Raw genomic sequence first — 18,270 nt, 5'->3', positions numbered from 1 at the left:
GAAATCCCCGTAGCAGCCCAGTTCGCCGACGGGAAGAGAATCGCAGTTCACGTGCGGGCCGTGCATAAGTATGCGCACGTCCTTGATCTCGATCACTATTTGGAGGTCCTCACCCGCAAACCCGGTGCCATGGCCGGTGCTACCGCCCTGGTCGCCGCCCGTGCCAGCGGTGCTTTCACACCCATTCATCAGAAATTCTGGGATAAAGCCCGCCATCAACTCGGTGACGGTGCTGGGACGCGGGCACTGATCGGGGTGCTGTTGCTGGCACGAACGTTGCCAGCTACTGCCGTGATCGAGGCCATGGAAACAGCGATTGCTGCCGCTGACTACGACCTGGACCGTTTGGCCGTCGCCGCCCGCGCGAACGCGGCGTTCGCACCCATTGTTACCCAGTTGCCAGAGGAACTTACCGACAGAGTCGTGCATCTTCCCGAACGCGGAGCACCGTCATTGGCCGGATATGACCAACTGTTAGTGGGTGCCCGATGAGCGCGACAGGAACACGTCCAACGCTGGCCGGTATCAGCGAGCCTGCCGCGGCGGCAGCGATCAGCGCCGCATGCAAAACTCTTTACCTGACGGGGACAGCGAAGATCGCCGCGTCGATGGCGGAGGAAGCGGCACGAGCGCGGCTGTCTCATCAGGGTTACCTGGCCGAGGTGCTGACCTTCGAATGCGACCAGCGCGAGGACCGGCGCCGCGACCGACGAGTGAAAGAAGCCAAGTTCCCACGCCCGAAACGACTCGAAGACCTGGATTTGGCACACATACCCGATCTGCCGCCGGCAACGATGACCCAGCTGGCTGGCGGCTCCTGGATCGATGCCGGTGAACCACTGGTGCTGCTCGGGGATTCCGGCACCGGCAAAACGCATCTACTCATCGGTTTAGGCACTGCTGCCGCGGAACAGGGCCGTCGTGTCCGATATATCACCACCGCTGCGCTGGTCAACGAGCTCGTCGAGGCCGCCGATAACAAGGAGCTGTCCCGGCTGGTCGGTAAATACGCTCGCCTGGACCTGCTGTGTCTTGACGAGGTTGGCTACGTCAAACTCGATACCCACGGGGCGGAGCTGCTGTTCCAGATCATCACGGCTCGAGAGGAACGAGCATCGATTGCGTGCGCCTCAAACGCTAACTTCAGCGAGTGGGGCCAAACCTTCACCGACCCCCGACTGGCCGCAGCCATCGTGGACCGGCTCACCTTCCGCGGCCACATCATCAACACCGGAACCGATTCCTACCGCCTCAAAACCACCAGGCAAGCACAGAAAGGCTAACCCGCCGCGACCAACGGCAACCCAGAAAACCCTACCCGGGGTGGGGCCAAAACAAACGACAAACCCGGGGCCAAATCAACTTGCTATTCCCACCCCGCCGGTGCCCGCTGATCTGGCGTCACAGTGCGGGCACACGAATCCGTCGGGCCACCGCAGCCGGTCCAGGTAGGCCAGGCATGCCTCGTCGGTGGGGAACCACGCGCGAAGATCCGCGACCCGGCCTGGCCTTGGCCCTGTTTGGTGGACACCTTCTAAGAGAGGATGTTCATTATGGGAAACCAACGGAGGGCGTTCACGCCTGAGTACAAAGACGAGGCTGTGAAGCTGGTGATCAATACGGGCCGACCCGTCGCAAGGGTCGCGCGTGAGCTTGGCATCGTCGAGCAAACGTTGAGCAACTGGGTCAAAGCCCACCGGGACCGCTATGACGCGAGCGATGGGGCTCTGAGCGAGACAGAGCGGGCCGAGCTGGTGCGGCTTCGGAAAGAAGTCTCGGATCTGAAGATGGATCGGGCGTTCCTGAATTATCCTGATGTTCGGATTATGCCGATGTTTGCCTTAAAGCGCTGATCAGGCGGCTTAGCACCCGTAATTGTTCGGCATAATCTTGCAGAGATTCTCGAGGAAGTTCAGGATTGTGTCGGAGGGTGTGTAGCGGCCTGTTCCGCTTTCTATGGGTGCGGTGCGGTCGAGGGCTCTCTGTTTGATCGTGAGGTCGGCGTGTTCTGGCGGAGTCGGATATTGGAACTCTCGGAATAGCTCTCACGAGTGTTCATCATGGGTGGGTCCGGCGATGCTGCTCGAGCGTGCCCGACGGCTGTAGTCGGCGGCATAGCCGGTCCAGTCTCCGGCGGAGGCGCGTTGCCAGGCGACCGCGACGCTGATGTTGATTCCGAGCAGTCGGGCGAGCAACGCTGCGGGGAGTTCTTCGGCGAGGCCGAACAGGGCGGTGGAGCGGGCTTGACCGGGCTGAAGGCCGAGTTGTTGAAGCCGTTCGCCGAGCCGAGAGGCACTGATCGGCCGGGCGGGTCGTCCTCCGGGGAACAGCCAGGGGGACATGCCCTGGTCGCCAACTGTGGCGTGCCCGTGCCGGGAAGCAACGAGTTCCCGGACCAGCGCGTCGAGGGGTTCGGGCAGCACGATGTGTTCGCGGCCGAGTCGCAGCCGCACCTCGTGCGCGTCGGCGTGGACGTGCTCGAGGGTGAGCCGGCTGATCGTGGTGGTGGATTGCGCGTAGAGGAGCACGAGCAGTCCGGCGACGCGGTCCTCGGCCCTGATGTTGTCATCGTGTAGCAGCCGACGGGCGTGAGTCCACCGGGCTTCGCTGTCGATGATACGCCGAGGCCCGTCCCATTTGGTGGCGGCAAAGGCCAGGGTGGTGATCTTGTTTCGTCTGGCCCAGCGGACGAAGTTACCCGCGCCAACGCGGGCAGTCGCGGGCGCGCAGGTCAACCACTGTTCGAGGTCGCCTTGTCCGGCGCTGGCCAGGTCGAGGCCACGGGCGGACAGCCAGTCGAGCAGGGTGATTGCAGCGCTGATGTTGTGCTGGATGGCCATGCGTTGCCCGTCGGTGGCGTGTCGACCGTTGTTGCGGCGGCGTGGCCGGTGTAACGCGTGCCAGCGGGCGTAGCGGTGCAGCAGCGCGCGCTGTTCCGGGTCAGTCAGATCGGCGAGCGTGACCGTGATCCATCGTTCGAGCCGGATCAGTTGCTCGTCGCGGGCAGGTAGCGCACCTGTGGCCACCAGCACGCTGCGCAGGTGCCGCAACGGTTTGCTGTCGGGCAGCTCGTCGAGCCCGGCATGGGTCAGGGCTCGTTGCCGCGTCGCGAGTTCGCGCATGATCGCCATCGCGGTGTATGTGTTCAGCCAGGCCAGCACAGTGTCTGGCCGCTCGTGGCTGGCGAGGTTGTCATGCAGGACCTGCAGTTGTGGGTGGATCCCTCCGGCGTCATCGCGTAGCAATTCACCGAGGCGTCGTCGTAGTGTGCAACGGGCGCAGCGGCGCGACCGGTTTTGAGAGGGTTCGCCGCAGCCGGGACAGGCGTGCCAGTGGGCTTCGGGGCGAGTGCAGGAGCCGCAGAGCGGTTCGGAACGGGTTCCGCTGCGAACTAGTCTGACGTTGCCGCAGCCACTGCAGCGTGCTCGCCGCTGCAGGCACGCGTGACAGCACGCTTGTCCGGTGAGATTGGAGATCGAGCCGCCAGCCACACGTCCGCAGATTGAACAGGTCACCGTCGCGATCGGTCGACACGAACCACAAAGCGGACCCGCCGGGGTCCGGACGCTGACCGGACGACGTCGTCGGCAGCTCAGGCAGACCTCCTGATTCGCCGGGTCGGTGATCAAGCACTTGGGACACAACGCCCGCCCCTGCGCGTCGCGGGTGGCCGCCTCACGGTGCACGCCGCAGCGTGAACAGGTTTCGGCACGGGACTTGGCCACGCAGTTTCGACATAGCCGCACTCCGTGGCGGGGTTTGACAAGTGCGATGACCCGGCCGCAGTGTGGGCAGGGCGGGCGGAGAATGCGCCCGGACCCGTGCTCGGCCAGCGCGTCAATTAGTCGTAGGACCGTAGGACCGTGGGCACCGACGCCTGGGCGCCGGCGCCGGCGAGCAGCTCGGGATGGTCTTGCAGAGCCCAGGCAAGTCGGCGCCGCTGCCCGGCCCGGGGCGCCGCGGTTCTGATCGCCGCTGTCACGATCGGCGTGTCCAACGCCGGGTCGATGTCGGCGACCAGATCGATCAGCACCTGGGTGGGGTCGCGATCGTCGCTCAGCGGATGTTGCCAGCAGTGTAGCTGGTGCTGGCGGTCGCGTTGCGCGATCGGGCGCACGTTCCCGCAGACGACACACGCGGCGGCCTGCGGACCGTGCACCCCGCAGTACCAGTCCTGCCCCCGACGCTGGAAGGCACGCATCGCCTTGCCGCACTCGGCGCAGACCGGCGCCTGGACGTTCACCGCGCCGGCATCGCGTAGCGCGGTCAACAGTTTCCCGATCGCCTCAGGCGCGGGTGAACGGCCATCGGTGAGAATCCCCGGCCGATCCAACAGCGCTTGCGCCACGCGACGGCGTTTGGCCCGGCCCCCGCCCACGCCGGTCACCACCTCGGTGATGCAGGCCCGATCCAGATCGGGTTCGAGGCCGGCAACAAGGTCTATGACGACGCTCAGCGGATCAGCGAGCACCGCAGGTGTTCGCGTTCCCATCGGCTACTTGCCGGCGTCGGTGATCCGAGCACGTCTGGGACGCAGCTCTCCAACGCCGGCATCCGTTCCGCCAACAACTGCGCGCGTGCGAGCCTGACCGCCAGCGGCGACAGGTTCGATCAGCTCGCCCATCGAGCAGCCCAGGACGTCCAACAGCGCCATCAGGATCTTCAGACTGAGCCGTTCCGGGCGTTCGACGACCAGACGATAGACCTGGCTGGACGACAATCGGATCCCCCGGGCAGCCAGCGGGTCGATCAGATCGGTGGTGGCGAACATTCCCCGCTCAGCCATCACCCGCCGCAGATGCCATCGATAGTCCAGTTTGCGAGCCATCAGATCTCCTTATCGTTGCTGGCCTGGTGCCTCATCAAGCGCCGGGCCGATCGCCTTGCGCAGAGAGGTGTTCATGAAATCGGAACTGACGTGCGTGTAGATCGCCGTCGAGGTATCGCAGCGGTGCCCGACCTGCTCCTGAATGAACCGGCGATCGGCCCCGTCCTCGGTCAAATGGGTGACATAAGAGTGGCGCAGCGAATGTGGGGTAAGCACACGTGGCAGGCCGATCGCGTCACGGTAGGCGACGAAGCGTGCGTTGATCTCGGCCGGTTTGATCCGCCCACCCCGCTCGGTCACCCACAACGCCGGATGATCCACCGCCCCGAACCGGGGCCGGATGTTCTCCACATAATCGGCGACCGCTTCGACAGCCCAACCCATCACCGAGGCAACGTTGCGTCGCCTCGGTGGCTGGCCGCGCACCGCCTTCCCGTAGCGGACATGCAACATCCCAAACCGGCCGAACTCCACCGCGGCCGGGTTGCGGCCCCAGTCGGACAGATCAAGTTTCGCGGTCTCGGTGCGCCGCAACCCCCAACCATAAATCACCTTGAACATGGTGGCGTCGCGATAGGCAGCCAACGCGCCCTTGCGATGGCTGCGGGCAGCCCGCTCGACCTGCTCGTCCGCGTAGTCCAGGAATAGTTGCAGCTCCTCCCGCGACAACGGTCTGGCCTCCGGGCTACCCTCGTAGTCGTTCAGGTGCGCGATCGTGTTCCACTCGTGACAGATTGGAACCGGGAACTCACCGAACGCCTCTTCGCACGCAGTGGTCCAGCCGTAACGGGTGTCGGTCAGATACTCGCTGAACAGGCGAAGATCGGTCTGGTAGCCACGGATCGTCGCCGACGCCAAGTGGTTCTCGGCAGTCAACGTCAATGTCCACTCATCCACCTGCCCGGGCCCCCACTGCCACGGGAACTCGTTGGTGAACGACTCGAACCGGCGCACCAGCCTCTCCCGATAGTCGATCGTGTCCACGTTCAGACCACGGGCCGACTGTTGCGCCCGCCATCCGTGCAGCATCGCCTCGACCATCGCGTCCTCCGGCCGCAACTGGACCACGCCGTCAGCGAGTTCGCTGCTCGCCGCACCCGCCAAACCTGCCTGTCGCAACATGACTCGTCCTCCAGTTGATGGTCATATCCTGCACCAAACGGGATAGGCTGGTTGAGCAGACACGCCGGACGCCCCAACTTCACTGGGATCAGAAGCAGCGGTCAGGCCGCGAACCCTCGGAGTGATGTATTCAGCTCGCCCGTCTGATGCAATTTCCGACAGACTAAATAGATTTGTGTTGTCGCGACTTGCTCGTGGCCAAGCCATAGAGCGATGACGGTGATATCGACATCAGATAGCAGTAACCGCATGGCGGCGGTGTGTCGTAGCGTGTGGGCGCTTACGCGTTTTGACTTCAGCGATGAGCATTCGGTGGCGGCTTTCACAACATAGAGCTTGATGCGCCGTTCCACCGCGTCCCGGCTGAGTGGTTTGCCCGTGCTGGTAGGAAACAGAGGATCCAAAGGATCGCCTTGGCGTTCGTCGCACCAAACTTGAAGTACGGCAATTATCGAGGGCAGCAATGGTGTGATGCGCTCCTTGCGGCCCTTGCCCAAACAATGCACGTGGGCGCCGGGGCTGCGCAAGGTTAGGTCGCCGCAGGTGAGGCCGGTGATTTCAGATATGCGCAGGCCTGTTTGGATTGCTAGGGCGAGCATTGCGTAATCGCGTCTTCCTGTCCAACCGTGACGGTCGCAGGCGTTCAGGAGCGCGTCGACTTCCGTCTCGGTGAGATAGGTGACCAGGTTGCGTTCGAATCGCTTGGGCGGAATGGCCAGAACACGGCGGATCGAGTCCAAATGCTCGGGATGCTGTAACGCGGCGTAGCGGAAGAACGATCGGATCGCCGCCAGCCGAGTGTTGCGGGTGCGAATGCTGTTGTTACGGTCTGTTGGGAGATGATCCAAGAACGCAGCAACCAGTGGTGCGTCGAGATCCTGGAACTCAAGCTGACTGGGTTGTTTGCCGATTCGTTTACTGACGAACGTGAACAGCAACCGGAAGGTGTCCCGGTAAGAGGCAATCGTGTGCGAGCTCACCTGCCGTTGGCTGATCAACCTCGTGGTGAAGAATGCTTGAAGCGTTGGTGCCAGCGCACTCATGATCGTCTCCCAAAGTGTTTGTCGAGCCGCTTCGCGGCAAGCTCCATCAGCTCTGGCGAAGCCGAAAGATACCAGTACGTGCTGGCCGGACTCACGTGTCCCAGATAGGAAACCAAAGCGGGGATACGCGCCTCAATGTCGTGGCCGGCCCGATGCCAGTTGATCAGAGTGCGAACCGCGAAAGTATGGCGCAAATCGTGCATCCGCGGATGCACTTTGCTGCTGCCCAACCCCAAACCGGTGACGAGTTTCCGGAACGTGTAATTGACCGTGCTGGATTTCAGTGAGGTGCCGGCATCCGAAATAAATGAATCGCCCTGGGTTTCGTTCCTAGGTTTTTTCTTGGGAAGCGGTTGCTTTCAAGAGTGATTCAGCATCAGCGTAGTACTCGTTCTCGGCTTCGGTCGGGGTGCGGTACTCGAGCTCGGAATGAAGGCGTTGGTTGTTCCACCACCACACCCATTCCAGCGTTGCGAGTTCGACTTGCTCGACGGTGCGCCACGGCCCGCGAGCACGGATCAGTTCCGTCTTGTAGAGCGCGTTGATAGCCTCAGCCATCGCATTATCGTAGGAGTCGCCGATGGTCCCTGTTGAGGGGACCGCGCCGAGTTCCGCGATCCGATCCGTGTAAACCAAAGCCATATAGTTCGACCCGTGATCGGAGTGATGGGTCAGCCCCGTGAGGTCGCCGCCAGCATCGAAGGCGGCCATGTTCAGTGCTTGAAGCGGCAGAATGTCGGCTTTCAGCGTGGCTGCGACGTTCCAGCCGACGATGCGCCTGGAGAATACGTCAGTGACGAACGCGACATAGGCGAAGCCTTGCCAGGTGCGCACATACGTCACGTCGACGACCCAGAGTTTGCGGGGTGCGTCCGCGCGGAAGCGTCGCTGCACGAGATCCGTGGGGCGCCGCCCTGCTGGATCCGATTTCGTGGTGAACACCCGCTTTGACCGTTTGACGCCGCGCAGCCCCTGGGCTCGCATGAGTCGCCCGGTCTGATCCCGGCCGATCTCCCAGCCCTGCCGCTTCAGCAGCCGATGCATTTTCCGGACCCCGTAGACCCCATAGTTCTCGGCGTGAAGCCGAACAATCTCGCCGCCGACCACCTGATCCGACAGGGTTCTCGCCGACGCCGGGCGGCTTTTCGCCGCACGATACCCGCGGGCCGTCACGAATCCCACCTCAGCTGCGCGCATCGTGCGGCAGACGAGCTCGACCCCAAAACGATCCCTCATCGCGTCGATGAAGGCGATCATCTCGATGAGGTGCGGCCGAGCTCGGTTGCGAAAAATACGCTCGCAGACCGCAGGATCTCGTTCGCCTTCTCTAGCTCCACGATCTGCTTCTTCAACCGCTTGATCTCTACCTGCGCCTCGGAGGTCGTCCCGGGCTCACGACCGGCGTCGATATCGGCACGCTTCTTCCATAACCGCAACGTCTCAGGATTCACGCCAAGCCGGCCGGCGACATGGCTGGCCGCAGCGAAATCAGACAGGTGATCAGGACGAGCCTGCGTGAGCATCCGCAACGCACGTTCACGAAAATCGGCTGGGTAAGGGTTGGTCATAGTTCCATCCTCCAAAAGGATCAGTGTTATGTATCAGGACATCGGTGACAGTTCTGCATCAATAGTTTGGTGACCACTCGTTGGTTCTTGGTGGTGACACTTCCCCTCATTGTTTGAGGCATGAGCCCTTTTGAACCTGTCGATCCTCGTGTCCGTCTCGCTATCACCCAGTGGCCGCCCGATGCGCCAAGAGGCTCGGTGAGCACGTTTTGCGCCGAGCATGGGATCTCGCGGAAGACTTTCTACGCGATCAAGAAGCGGGCCGAAGTAGAAGGTCAGGCGGCGGCGCTCGAGCCACGAACCCGTCGGCCCAGGTTGAGCCCGAATCGGACGGCTGACGCGGTGAAGGCTCAAGCGATTGGCGTACGGGCGGCGTTGGAGCAGTCGGGGCTCGACCACGGGCCGATCAGTGTTCACGAGAAAATGAAGGCGCTCGGGATGACTCCAGTCCCGTCGACGGCAGCACTGTCGCGGATCTTCCGAGATGCCGGGGTGGCGCGGGTGGAGCCGCGGAAGAAGCCTCGGGCGTCATTTCGTCGGTTTGTTTATCCGGCTCCGAACGCCTGCTGGCAGCTCGACGGCACTGAGTATGTCCTGACCGCTGGTCGCAAGTGTGTGATCTTCCAGTTGATCGATGATCACTCCCGCCTCGCGGTTGCCTCCCATGTTGCTTGGGGTGAAACCTCGAAGGGTGCGATCGCGGTCGTTGCGAAAGGGATCACAGCGCACGGAGTTCCGCAGCGCCTCCTCACCGATAACGGGGCCGCGTTGAACCCGTCCCGCCGCGGTGCCGTCGGACAGCTAGTCACCTACGTCACCGCCCTGGGCGTTGAGGCGATCACCGGCAAACCCTACAAACCGACCACCCAGGGCAGGAACGAACGCTTCCATCAGACCCTGTTCCGCTTCCTCGACAAACAACCCCTCGCCGCCTCACTCGAGCAGCTGCAGGGCCAAGTCGATCTCTTTGACCAGGTCTATAACACCGAGCGACCCCATCAGGGACTGCCCGGCCGGATCACCCCGCTTCAGGCTTGGGAGGCAACGCCGAAAGCGGACCCGCCAAGGCCCAGGAACCAGCAACGACCAGTTGGCTGGGACGGGATCCGCCGCACCACCGTCGCTGCGAATGGCATCGTCCAAGTCCGGCAAACCCGGTTCCACGTCACCCGGCTCCTCGCTGGCCAAAGCGTTTATCTGGTTGAGACCGACCAGCACCTGCTCGTCTTCGACGACCAAGGCACCCAGGTCATGAAATACCGCTGGCCGCGGCCGGGAATCAAATACGTCGGCTCCGGCCGGCCCCGCGGACGTCAACCCAGAACCCTCTAAGTGTCACCGATGTCCTGATGCAGGAAGTGTTACCGATGTCCTGATGCAGAACTGTCACCTATGTCCTGATACATCACACTCCAAAAGGATCAGACGGAACGAAACCCAGTGCGATTCAAAAAAAGGTTTTCGATCGCGATCGTGGATGCAATCCATCACGATGTTGGGTGTAGGAGCGCAGCTTCGTCACGGTGCTGGAGTGCAACGGGATCAGTCGTGCGCGACCGAACTTCGCCTGACTGACGGTGATCACCCCGGCATCAAGGTCAATGTCGCCTGCCAGCAAACTCATGGCTTCACCGCTTCGCAGACCAGAAACTGCCAGCAGACCCAAGAAGCTCTCGTAGGTAGCTGCACGAAACGGTGACTGGAGTTCCCGGGCCGCTTTCAACAGAGCCCTGATGTCCCGTTCCGACCACAAATAAGGTTTTGGTCGTGGAGTTTGGCCCCCGAACACCCCGGCCGGAGGCACCTGCGTGCTCGCATCGACCGTCGTCATATAGCGGGCGAATCCGCGAACCGCGCCGAGCCGATGTGACCACGATATGGGCGCAACCCCCTGAGGCAGTTGCGCCCAGGCAATAGCCAACTCGGCCGTCACCGAGGTAGCCCCCGCCGCCTCAAGATACTCAACGAGCTGCGGCAACACCACACCCTCGAAGGCGAGCGTGAAGCCCAACCCGCGCCGCAAGCGAAGGTAATCATCAACATTGGCGGCCAGCTCGCTCATAGCCACTCACCGCCCGGCCACGGCAGCGCGAGGCTGCGGAGCTGGACAATGTCGGTTTTAGCGTAAATGGCTGTCGATGACAGATGGCGATGCCGCAGCACCTGACCGATTTCCGGCAGCGACGCACCCGCTGCCACCATGTCGCAAGCCAACGCATGACGCAGCCGGTGAGCACCCATCGGCGCGATCCCCGCACGGAGGCAAGCGCGTCGAACGATCAACGACACCGAACTACGTTTCAGCGCTACCAGCGGAGCACAGACAGTCAAAAACACTTCCCGGCTGCCGCTGATGGGCCGCCCATTGTGTAAGTAGCCGGCCACAGACTCCCCGACCTCGGCCGGTAACGGCAACGATTCTTCACACTCACCATTGCCCCGAATCACCATCTGCCCCGCACGCCAGTCGATATCATCCAACCTCAACCGGGCAACCTCAATAGCCCGAAGCCCCAGCCGAAGCAATATCAGCAACACCGCATGATCACGCCTTCCGATTATCTGGCTACGGTCACACGAGACCAACAAAGCAATAGCATCTTCGGGCTTGATCCCTTGCGGTAACACGTGGCTGCGACGTCCCGTTATCGACGGCGCCGCCGCCGACAGATCCAGGTCGATCAGTCCCTCCAAGGAACAGAATTTCAAGAACGCCCGCACGGCAACCACGAAGAACTGCACCGACCCCACTTTCCGGGTGACGGTTTCCTCAAGCACAGCACGAGTCACATCGGCTGCCGAAAGTCGACTCACATCACCATCCGAGGCGCAATCGGCCAGGAAACGATCAACCCTGGCAACATACGCGGCGGCAGTAGAGGGGGCCAAAACACGTTCGCTGAGCAGATAACGGTTGAACGAGGCAAGCAGCACCTCGATCGCCGAGCTCGGCAGCACGGAAACTAATGGTGGCACCACTCCACTGGTGCGAAGAAAACCAAAAAGCGGCACCATCGCCTCACTCGTTCGCAATCCGGTATAGCCAGCTTCTCGCCGGGCAAGCAAAAACTCCTCGGCCGGCTGCGCGTTCAAGTCGCGGACATCAAAGTGCTCGGCCTCAAGCCAACGGCTCACGTGAGCCATCAACCTCAGCTGGACAGCCGCCGACAATGGCGTGTAGCCCGATTCAGCCAAGAACTCCTTAAACCCGACCGCGAACGAAGCCAACGGCCCCGAAACACGGACCGGAAAAACCCTACTAACAGCTGTGCTCATCTGTTCCTCCTTCATCTGTGGGTAAGAAGGAAAGACAAACACGGCCGCCGTTATTATGCCGACAATTTTTGGTCAACTCCCCCTACTAATAAGGGTTGTCACAGCAAAGTCGGCATAATCCCACCGTCGGCATAATCCGAATCGATCCCGATGATCGGAAACGGAAACACCCCCATCACATGTTGCAGGGCCTCAAACACCCACTTCTCGGCCTTGTTTCGCACGGAACGGTTCACCGTCCACCCGGTCGCAATGTCAGTGACCGTCAGGGTGAAACAGTGTTCGCCAGAGGCCTGGCCGCCCTCATGGCCGACCAAGTCGATCTCCACAAATCCGGGGACCGCGTCGTCCCACTCGGCCCAGGTGCGGATCGGAATCTGCGACTTCAACAGCGTCCCCGGCTTGGTATGAGACCGGCCCCGCGACATCATCTTGAACCGTTCCGGTCCCAGCCGGCGGTCGATCGTGGCCGCGCTGATGCGCACCAGCAGTGCCGCCTCAGCATCCGTGAGGTCCAGCTCCCCATCACGGCGCAGTAGCGGCACCAACACGGCCAGCATCGGCGCCAGCCGCTTGCCCGCCGGTGCCCGCAACACCGCCCAACACTTCGTTAGCGCCACTGTCACCCGCGGGCCATACGTCGGCGCCCGACCACGCCTGGGCTTCACGACTTTCAGCGTCAACGCATCCCGCAGTGCCGCCCTGGCATAGTCGCGATGCCAGCCGGTCAACTCAACCAGCTCGTTCAGGATCTGGGACTTGCCCGCACGGTCAGCACCCCCCCCCCCCGATCGGTGAGCGCTTTCTTCTTCGCCACAGCCTGCCGCTGTCTCATTGTCAGCTCCATAGAAACGGGCATAACCCACACCCGTCACCGATCCTGTGAAACCACGCCGAAGCGGAGGTTTTCATCTGAGGCAACGTATAGGACTACGCGGAGGTTTCTAATGAGTCAACGCGTCGCCTTGCGCCCGAGTGTGCGATTAGCGTAATATCACTTACACTTCGTAGAGGTTTGAATACCGCCTACCTACAATTGATTGCAAAGGAGCACACTGTGGCTAGTTTCTCGAGTAGCACGGGCAATCCCGATAAGGGGTTTGCCCAAAGGTTTCGAGTGATTTCAAGCATCATCGCCAGCACGATTTCCCTGATGCTGGTTCTTTCAGGTTGCACGCCAGCATCGGTCGGCTCCAATGAGCCCGATGCTGAAATCCCGGTGGTATATATGAGCGCGATCATCACCACTAACACTGATCCAGCGATCGGCATAGATGCGCAAAACCTAATGTTCTACCGAAATGTCTATGAGGGCCTCTTGGAGTATGCCCCGGGGACGACCGATCTACGTCCCGCTCTCGCGGAGTCTTACACTGTCAGCGAAGATGGGTTGGAATACACTTTTATCCTGCGTGACGATGTGCGCTTTCACGGTGGGGCAGAATTTAATGCAGATTCCGTAGTAGCGAGCTTCGATCGCATGAAGGGAATTGGGCAGGGACCTGCGAAGTACCTTACGCGGATTGCAAAATGGGAAGCAGTGAACCCTGAGACAGTAAAAATCACTCTTAATGAACCATATTCATTCTTTCCGGGGACTCTACCGTGGCTGCCGATTGTCAGTCCTGCCGCGGTTCAAGAACACTCGACCGATGATGACCCGTTTGCTACAAAATGGTTCTCCACTAATTCTGACGGCACGGGACCGTATATGCTCGACAATTTTGTTCCCCTTGACCGGTTAGATCTTTCGGCCTTCCCTGACTACTGGCAGGACTTTACGGCGGGAGTCCCAACAAAAGTGACTTTTACTGAGGTAAAAGATACAGCGACTCGGTTAGAGCTGCTCGCCAAGGGAACAGTGACGTTCTCGGACGGTGGTACTGCATTTGCCCCTGCGGACCTCACACTTACTCAGAAGGCCGAGGGAATCAGCAATATTGTTCAGCCGGGACTCTCATTGCGTAATATAGTTCTCAATACCACTAAAGAGGGTCCGATGACCGATCCCAATTTCCGAAAGGCCATGATTCTCAGCTTCCCGTATGACGATTTCCTTGACTACTATGAGGGTTGGGGCGATAGCACAAACGGACCGCTTCCTCCAGGGATGGCTGGCTACAACGACCAGCTTCCTGACTTCGAGCAGAACTTGGATGAAGCCGAAAAGATCTTCGAAAAGGGCGGCTGGGCAAACAGCGGTGTCACCCTGAACATGGTCTCCGTAGAGGGTGCCCCGTTCCAACAGTTTGCGGCCACAATCCTAAAAGATGCACTAGGCAAATTCGGCATAACTATGAATTCGGTTGTGCTAACGTGGGCCCAGATTCCGCCCCTGATGGCAGATACGAATACGGCATTTGATCTTGCGTTCCTGAATATTGGCGCGAACACAGATGATCCAACGGACATGTTTGAAGTGCCGTTTGGTTCGACCAATACTGCTGCTACAGGCGGATACAATTGGTCGAATATTCAGGACCCAGCGATCGACTCGCTTATAGAAAAGGCACGCAATACTCAGGATGAGGACGAGCGTCAATCGGTAATCGATGAGCTCACTGCTAAGGTATTGTCTTACAATTCCGTGATTTACACGATCGCACCGCAGGATGTTAATCCGGTGCTTGCAGGTTGGGAGGACTCAAAATACGATGTGATCTTCGGGCTAACTACTGTGCGACTCTTTTACACAAAAGAAATAGTGAGATAGTCAGGATCGGGTTCATGGAACGGAAGGGCTGAGGTGTGTTGAGTTTCGCAATAAAGAGGGGCTTATCAGCCATACTGGTACTTTTTACGGTCATCACCGTGATCTTTACCGTCACCCACCTCATCCCCTCCGATCCAGCTCGGGTTGCAGCGGGTCTTACGGCCACACCCGAGCAAATCGAACAGACAAAAATTGCACTTGGTCTTGATCGGCCGTTCTTCGAGCAATACTTGGATTACTTGGGAGGGTTACTGCGGGGAGATTTTGGCGTCTCTTACACGTCACAACAGAACATGGGACCTGTTTTGGCATTAGCCATTCCCGCTACGTTGGAGCTCGTTATATATTCATTCCTTATATATATCGTCTTGGGAATCGGAGCCGGCATACTGTGGGCGGCAACTGCCGGCACATGGATCGCTTCGGTGCTGCGTGGCTTGGTAAGCTTGTGTTCTGGAGTCCCGGTATTCTGGATGGCGATAGTGCTACAAATCTGGTTAGCGGGGGCACTGGGGTGGTTTCCAATAAATGGGCGTCTCGAAATAGCCACGCAGCGCCCTGCACACGTCACTGGTCTATATCTCGTCGATACATTGCTGGCCGGCCAAGGTGATATTTTCGTCGAAGCGGCCCATCATTTAGTGCTTCCGGTGCTCACCTTGGTGATCTGGATGTTCGCTCTAGCTGCCAGGTTGACGCAAAAGTCGATTATGAATGAGCTTGTTGCGCCGTATGTGCTCACGGCCGAAGGCAAGGGTGCCAAACCTTCACGGGTGTTGTTCGCGCACGTTCTCCGCAACGCCTTGAATCCAATCATAACGGTTGTTGGCATGCAGTTCGGATGGTTGCTAGGAGGAACTGTCCTAGTTGAGGTCGTTTTTAGTTGGCCGGGTCTGGGTACATATATGTACTCGGCCCTTAAAAACTTCGATTTTCCTGTTGTGACGGCAGTGGCAATTGTAGTCACCCTTGGATTTGTCATTGTGAACACCCTGATTGACTTTATTTATCCGATACTAGACCCGAGGGTGAGGCAGGTGTAGCCGATGACTTTGACGCGATTGAACACCCACACGAAGACTCGTTTGGTCGAGATACTGAAGCGCATCTCTGGTGACGCTCCGATTATTGTCGTCGTTTTTTGGGGATTGTTGGTGGCTTTCCCGTGGCTTGTAACACCCCTTGACCCATTGCGGCTAGACGTAGGGAGTGCGGTGTTGCCCCCGAGCGCTGATCATTGGTTCGGAACCGATCAGTATGGTAGAGATGTTTTCAGCAGATGTATTTACGGGCTCCGTACTTCATTGGGCGCAGCTCTGTTTGTGGCGGTTCTGGCAACTAGCTTCGGTATATTTGTGGGTGGGGTCGCGGGTTTAGGAGTGCGTTGGCTTGACTCGTTGCTTATGCGAACCACTGACATATTTCTTGCCTTCCCATATCTCATCCTAGCCATCGCCCTGTCGGCGGCAATCGGACCCGGCATTTGGACTGCGATTCTGGTCCTCAGCTTATTGTGGTGGCCGTCCTATGCGCGCATGGTTCGAGGACAGGTGCTGAGCCTCCGAGAGTCTTCGTTTGTATTAGGTGCGACTGCCGTCATGACACCATGGTGGAAAATCCTATTTCGACACCTAGTTCCACACATGCTGCCGCAGCTCAGTGCACGTTTTTCTCTTGAAGTTGGAGGCATAGTAATCGCGCTCACGAGCTTGGGCTTCCTTGGTCTTGGTGCTCAACCACCGGGACCAGAGTTGGGCGTAATTATTGCAGAAGGTCGAGAATATATTCTTACTGCGTGGTGGATATCCACACTGCCGGGTTTGTTTATTATTGCGATTGTCGTGACGTCATTGTTCGCAAGCGACTGGATCGAAAGGCGACTCTCGTGAAACTGCTCCCTTCGGACTCGGACATCGGTTCTCCCAAAGATTCTGCGCAAAACATGCAGGACATCGTACTTAGCGTAAACAATCTAACGATCGGGTATTCCTCTGGACAAGAAGTGCTCCGCGCTTGTCGTGATGTCAGCTTCGAAGTTGTTTCTGGAGAAACGCTCGGAATAGTCGGAGAGTCTGGAAGTGGAAAGTCATCTCTGCTAATGGCGCTTGCTCGGTTGCTGCCTCCAAACGGTGAAATTGTGGGTGGAAGCGTTTCACTAAGCGGTGTTGGTGACTTGTTCGAATTGTCATCCGAGCAGATGAGGCGAGTCCGGGGTTCCACAATCGGTTATGTACCCCAACAACCAATGTCGGCATTTAACCCGACGATGAAAGTCGGTCGCCAAGTTGCCGAGCCGTTGAAAATCCACAACAGGCTCAGCTATAGAGAATCGCTCCCTCGCGTACTTCAAGCGCTGAATGGCATGGGATTGAGTGATGCCACTCGAGTCGCTAACGCCTTCCCTCACGAGTTGAGCGGCGGAATGCTTCAGAGAGCAATGCTTGCACAAGCTACGATTACAAACCCGCGAATTCTGTTGGCGGACGAACCGACCTCAGCGCTCGATGTCACGGTTCAAAGACAGATTATCGAGTTGTTAAAGGAAGTCAGCCTTGAACACAACCTTTCCACAATTATAGTAAGCCACGACCTTGAGGTTGTCAGCAGAATCGCTGACAAAATCTTGGTAATGTACGGTGGGCGGATGGAAGAACACGGTCCGCGTGACAATGTATTACAGGATCCGAAGCACCCGTATTCTCATGCGCTGTTGGCCAGTAGGTTAACAGCGGATCAGGAAAGGAAGGCGCCGCTGCCCGCGCTTACTGGTTTTCCGCTCGACCTACGAGGTGTCGATCGGGAAGCCGGCTGCCCTTTTCGGTCCAGATGTTCGCGCGTGATCCCGATTTGCGAAGTGGAGTTTCCACGCACCACATCAGGAGCAACAGAATTTGCCTGCCATAATCCAATGGGGTCTTCATGACGTTATCTGTATTGAATGTTTGTAAGAAGTACCCTAGGTTACGGGGCAGGTCTAAAAGCGAAGGGACGATCGCGGTAGTTGACGTATCGTTCACATTAGAACCTGGAAAGACGATAGGCGTAATTGGCGAGAGCGGGTCCGGGAAAAGCACGCTCGGAAGAATGGTTCTTAATCTTGAGACGCCGACGGGGGGGGAAATCCTTCTTGACGGCGTGAACACGAAGAAGATGGATGCACAGCGTGTCATAGACTTCCGCAAAGCGGTACAGCCAGTCTTTCAAGACCCACGCTCCGGCTTGAACTGGAAGCATTCGATTGCTCACATAATTGCTGAACCATTGATGAACGCAAGATACAACCGAAAGGCTATTGCGGCTCGGTCGTTAGAATTGCTGGATCAGGTACGACTGACACCGCAAGTTCTAAAACGCAAGCCGCGAGAATTGAGTGGAGGAATGCTTCAGCGAATCGCCATTGCGAGGGCTCTCGCGTTGAATCCTCGCTACCTAGTGTGTGACGAAATTTTGTCCGCGCTGGATGTATCGATTCAAGCCGGAGTCGTGAACTTGCTTCTGGATTTGCAACGCGAGCGCGATTTGTCGATGCTCTTCATCTCACATGATCTTGAGATCGTCAGGCACATGAGCGACGATGTCATAGTCCTGCACGGCGGTGTAGTGGTCGAACAAGGCTCCGCGGTCGAGATCTACAAACATCCGAAGGCAGAATATACGAAGTATTTACTTGGCTCTTAATGCTGCGGCACAAACTTGCAATGCGGTGACAGTCGACAGAAG

20 protein-coding genes and 1 pseudogene are annotated in these 18,270 nt (G+C 59.0%); 9 read left to right on the top strand and 12 right to left on the bottom strand.

The window, feature by feature from the left end; all coding sequences use genetic code 11:
- Nucleotides 1-60: 60 nt before the first annotated feature.
- Nucleotides 61-492 carry a hypothetical protein gene (locus FB472_RS06865; RefSeq protein WP_141990275.1) on the top strand — a complete coding sequence of 144 codons (432 nt, stop codon included), beginning with the start codon at nt 61-63 and terminating at the stop codon, nt 490-492.
- Nucleotides 489-1,283 (top strand): IS21-like element helper ATPase IstB, encoded by a 795-nt coding sequence (istB, locus tag FB472_RS06860; protein ID WP_141990274.1) that lies wholly within the window; start codon nt 489-491, stop codon nt 1,281-1,283. Before FB472_RS06865 ends, istB begins: the two co-directional genes overlap by 4 nt.
- Before the next feature lie 120 nt (nt 1,284-1,403).
- Here istB and FB472_RS14660 read toward each other — a convergent pair.
- Nucleotides 1,404-1,565: pseudogene (locus tag FB472_RS14660) on the bottom strand (transposase); the annotation flags it as partial.
- On the opposite strand from FB472_RS14660, the gene FB472_RS06850 reads away from it, so the two are divergent.
- Nucleotides 1,545-1,853 (top strand): transposase, encoded by a 309-nt coding sequence (locus tag FB472_RS06850; protein ID WP_141990273.1) that lies wholly within the window; start codon nt 1,545-1,547, stop codon nt 1,851-1,853. The pseudogene FB472_RS14660 and the gene FB472_RS06850 overlap by 21 nt on opposite strands.
- Nucleotides 1,854-2,045: 192 nt before the next feature.
- On the opposite strand, the gene FB472_RS14195 is transcribed toward FB472_RS06850, so the two are convergent.
- The 8 genes from FB472_RS14195 to FB472_RS14365 all read right to left on the bottom strand — a co-directional run bounded on the left by FB472_RS14195 (nt 2,046) and on the right by FB472_RS14365 (nt 8,561).
- Complete coding sequence (locus FB472_RS14195) at nt 2,046-3,131, bottom strand: hypothetical protein (RefSeq protein ID WP_215730406.1); 1,086 nt, start codon at nt 3,129-3,131, stop codon at nt 2,046-2,048.
- Nucleotides 3,132-3,841: 710 nt separating this feature from the next.
- The gene (locus FB472_RS14190; RefSeq protein WP_215730405.1) at nt 3,842-4,471 is read right to left on the bottom strand and encodes a hypothetical protein; all 630 of its coding nucleotides are present in this window, start codon (nt 4,469-4,471) and stop codon (nt 3,842-3,844) included.
- Nucleotides 4,472-4,495: 24 nt separating this feature from the next.
- Complete coding sequence (locus tag FB472_RS06840; protein ID WP_141990272.1) at nt 4,496-4,828, bottom strand: helix-turn-helix domain-containing protein; 333 nt, start codon at nt 4,826-4,828, stop codon at nt 4,496-4,498.
- A gap of 9 nt (nt 4,829-4,837) precedes the next feature.
- Nucleotides 4,838-5,950: a tyrosine-type recombinase/integrase gene (locus FB472_RS06835; protein WP_141990271.1), complete on the bottom strand. Its 1,113-nt coding sequence runs from the start codon at nt 5,948-5,950 to the stop codon at nt 4,838-4,840.
- A 101-nt stretch (nt 5,951-6,051) separates the two neighbouring features.
- A complete protein-coding gene (locus FB472_RS06830) occupies nt 6,052-6,993 on the bottom strand; it encodes a tyrosine-type recombinase/integrase (protein WP_141990270.1) in 942 nt (313 codons plus the stop codon).
- Complete coding sequence (locus FB472_RS14560; protein ID WP_141991500.1) at nt 6,990-7,298, bottom strand: site-specific integrase; 309 nt, start codon at nt 7,296-7,298, stop codon at nt 6,990-6,992. The genes FB472_RS06830 and FB472_RS14560 overlap by 4 nt, the downstream gene beginning before the upstream one ends.
- Before the next feature lie 25 nt (nt 7,299-7,323).
- A complete protein-coding gene (locus tag FB472_RS06820) occupies nt 7,324-8,250 on the bottom strand; it encodes an IS3 family transposase (protein WP_246078119.1) in 927 nt (308 codons plus the stop codon).
- Entirely contained in the window at nt 8,247-8,561 is a 315-nt protein-coding gene (locus tag FB472_RS14365) for a transposase (RefSeq protein WP_246078019.1), read from the bottom strand. Before FB472_RS14365 ends, FB472_RS06820 begins: the two co-directional genes overlap by 4 nt.
- A gap of 120 nt (nt 8,562-8,681) precedes the next feature.
- On the opposite strand from FB472_RS14365, the gene FB472_RS06815 reads away from it, so the two are divergent.
- Nucleotides 8,682-9,893 carry an integrase core domain-containing protein gene (locus FB472_RS06815; protein ID WP_141990269.1) on the top strand — a complete coding sequence of 404 codons (1,212 nt, stop codon included), beginning with the start codon at nt 8,682-8,684 and terminating at the stop codon, nt 9,891-9,893.
- Nucleotides 9,894-10,008: 115 nt separating this feature from the next.
- Here the strand turns inward: FB472_RS06815 and FB472_RS06810 are convergent, their stop codons facing one another.
- The 3 genes from FB472_RS06810 to FB472_RS06800 all read right to left on the bottom strand — a co-directional run bounded on the left by FB472_RS06810 (nt 10,009) and on the right by FB472_RS06800 (nt 12,703).
- A complete protein-coding gene (locus FB472_RS06810; RefSeq protein ID WP_141990268.1) occupies nt 10,009-10,623 on the bottom strand; it encodes a tyrosine-type recombinase/integrase in 615 nt (204 codons plus the stop codon).
- A complete protein-coding gene (locus FB472_RS06805; RefSeq protein WP_141990267.1) occupies nt 10,620-11,837 on the bottom strand; it encodes a tyrosine-type recombinase/integrase in 1,218 nt (405 codons plus the stop codon). Before FB472_RS06805 ends, FB472_RS06810 begins: the two co-directional genes overlap by 4 nt.
- 98 nt (nt 11,838-11,935) lie before the next feature.
- Nucleotides 11,936-12,703 (bottom strand): hypothetical protein, encoded by a 768-nt coding sequence (locus FB472_RS06800; RefSeq protein WP_215730404.1) that lies wholly within the window; start codon nt 12,701-12,703, stop codon nt 11,936-11,938.
- 191 nt (nt 12,704-12,894) lie between these two features.
- On the opposite strand from FB472_RS06800, the gene FB472_RS06795 reads away from it, so the two are divergent.
- From FB472_RS06795 to FB472_RS06775, 5 genes are read left to right on the top strand one after another with little or no spacing between them, the layout of a single operon-like run.
- Complete coding sequence (locus FB472_RS06795; protein WP_141990266.1) at nt 12,895-14,550, top strand: ABC transporter substrate-binding protein; 1,656 nt, start codon at nt 12,895-12,897, stop codon at nt 14,548-14,550.
- 35 nt (nt 14,551-14,585) lie between these two features.
- Nucleotides 14,586-15,593: an ABC transporter permease gene (locus FB472_RS06790; RefSeq protein WP_281283232.1), complete on the top strand. Its 1,008-nt coding sequence runs from the start codon at nt 14,586-14,588 to the stop codon at nt 15,591-15,593.
- 3 nt (nt 15,594-15,596) lie between these two features.
- The gene (locus FB472_RS14655) at nt 15,597-16,439 is read left to right on the top strand and encodes an ABC transporter permease (RefSeq protein ID WP_141990264.1); all 843 of its coding nucleotides are present in this window, start codon (nt 15,597-15,599) and stop codon (nt 16,437-16,439) included.
- Nucleotides 16,346-17,473 (top strand): ABC transporter ATP-binding protein, encoded by a 1,128-nt coding sequence (locus FB472_RS06780; protein ID WP_246078118.1) that lies wholly within the window; start codon nt 16,346-16,348, stop codon nt 17,471-17,473. Before FB472_RS14655 ends, FB472_RS06780 begins: the two co-directional genes overlap by 94 nt.
- Complete coding sequence (locus FB472_RS06775; RefSeq protein WP_141990262.1) at nt 17,470-18,228, top strand: ABC transporter ATP-binding protein; 759 nt, start codon at nt 17,470-17,472, stop codon at nt 18,226-18,228. Before FB472_RS06780 ends, FB472_RS06775 begins: the two co-directional genes overlap by 4 nt.
- Nucleotides 18,229-18,270: the final 42 nt, after the last annotated feature.

This window comes from Rhodoglobus vestalii (assembly GCF_006788895.1).
Lineage (GTDB): Bacteria > Actinomycetota > Actinomycetes > Actinomycetales > Microbacteriaceae > Rhodoglobus > Rhodoglobus vestalii.
This window is presented reverse-complemented; position numbering and strand designations above follow the sequence as displayed.

Coding starts and splice junctions, on each gene's coding strand:
- FB472_RS06850 (WP_141990273.1), top strand. CDS start 1,545: ATGTTCATTATGGGAAACCAACGGAGGGCGTTCACGCCTGAGTACAAA.
- FB472_RS06815 (WP_141990269.1), top strand. CDS start 8,682: ATGAGCCCTTTTGAACCTGTCGATCCTCGTGTCCGTCTCGCTATCACC.
- FB472_RS14195 (WP_215730406.1), bottom strand. CDS start 3,131: ATGGCGATCATGCGCGAACTCGCGACGCGGCAACGAGCCCTGACCCAT.
- FB472_RS06810 (WP_141990268.1), bottom strand. CDS start 10,623: ATGAGCGAGCTGGCCGCCAATGTTGATGATTACCTTCGCTTGCGGCGC.
- FB472_RS14655 (WP_141990264.1), top strand. CDS start 15,597: ATGACTTTGACGCGATTGAACACCCACACGAAGACTCGTTTGGTCGAG.
- FB472_RS06805 (WP_141990267.1), bottom strand. CDS start 11,837: ATGAGCACAGCTGTTAGTAGGGTTTTTCCGGTCCGTGTTTCGGGGCCG.
- FB472_RS14365 (WP_246078019.1), bottom strand. CDS start 8,561: ATGACCAACCCTTACCCAGCCGATTTTCGTGAACGTGCGTTGCGGATG.
- FB472_RS06820 (WP_246078119.1), bottom strand. CDS start 8,250: ATGATCGCCTTCATCGACGCGATGAGGGATCGTTTTGGGGTCGAGCTC.
- FB472_RS06840 (WP_141990272.1), bottom strand. CDS start 4,828: ATGGCTCGCAAACTGGACTATCGATGGCATCTGCGGCGGGTGATGGCT.
- FB472_RS06775 (WP_141990262.1), top strand. CDS start 17,470: ATGACGTTATCTGTATTGAATGTTTGTAAGAAGTACCCTAGGTTACGG.
- FB472_RS06835 (WP_141990271.1), bottom strand. CDS start 5,950: ATGTTGCGACAGGCAGGTTTGGCGGGTGCGGCGAGCAGCGAACTCGCT.
- istB (WP_141990274.1), top strand. CDS start 489: ATGAGCGCGACAGGAACACGTCCAACGCTGGCCGGTATCAGCGAGCCT.
- FB472_RS06830 (WP_141990270.1), bottom strand. CDS start 6,993: ATGAGTGCGCTGGCACCAACGCTTCAAGCATTCTTCACCACGAGGTTG.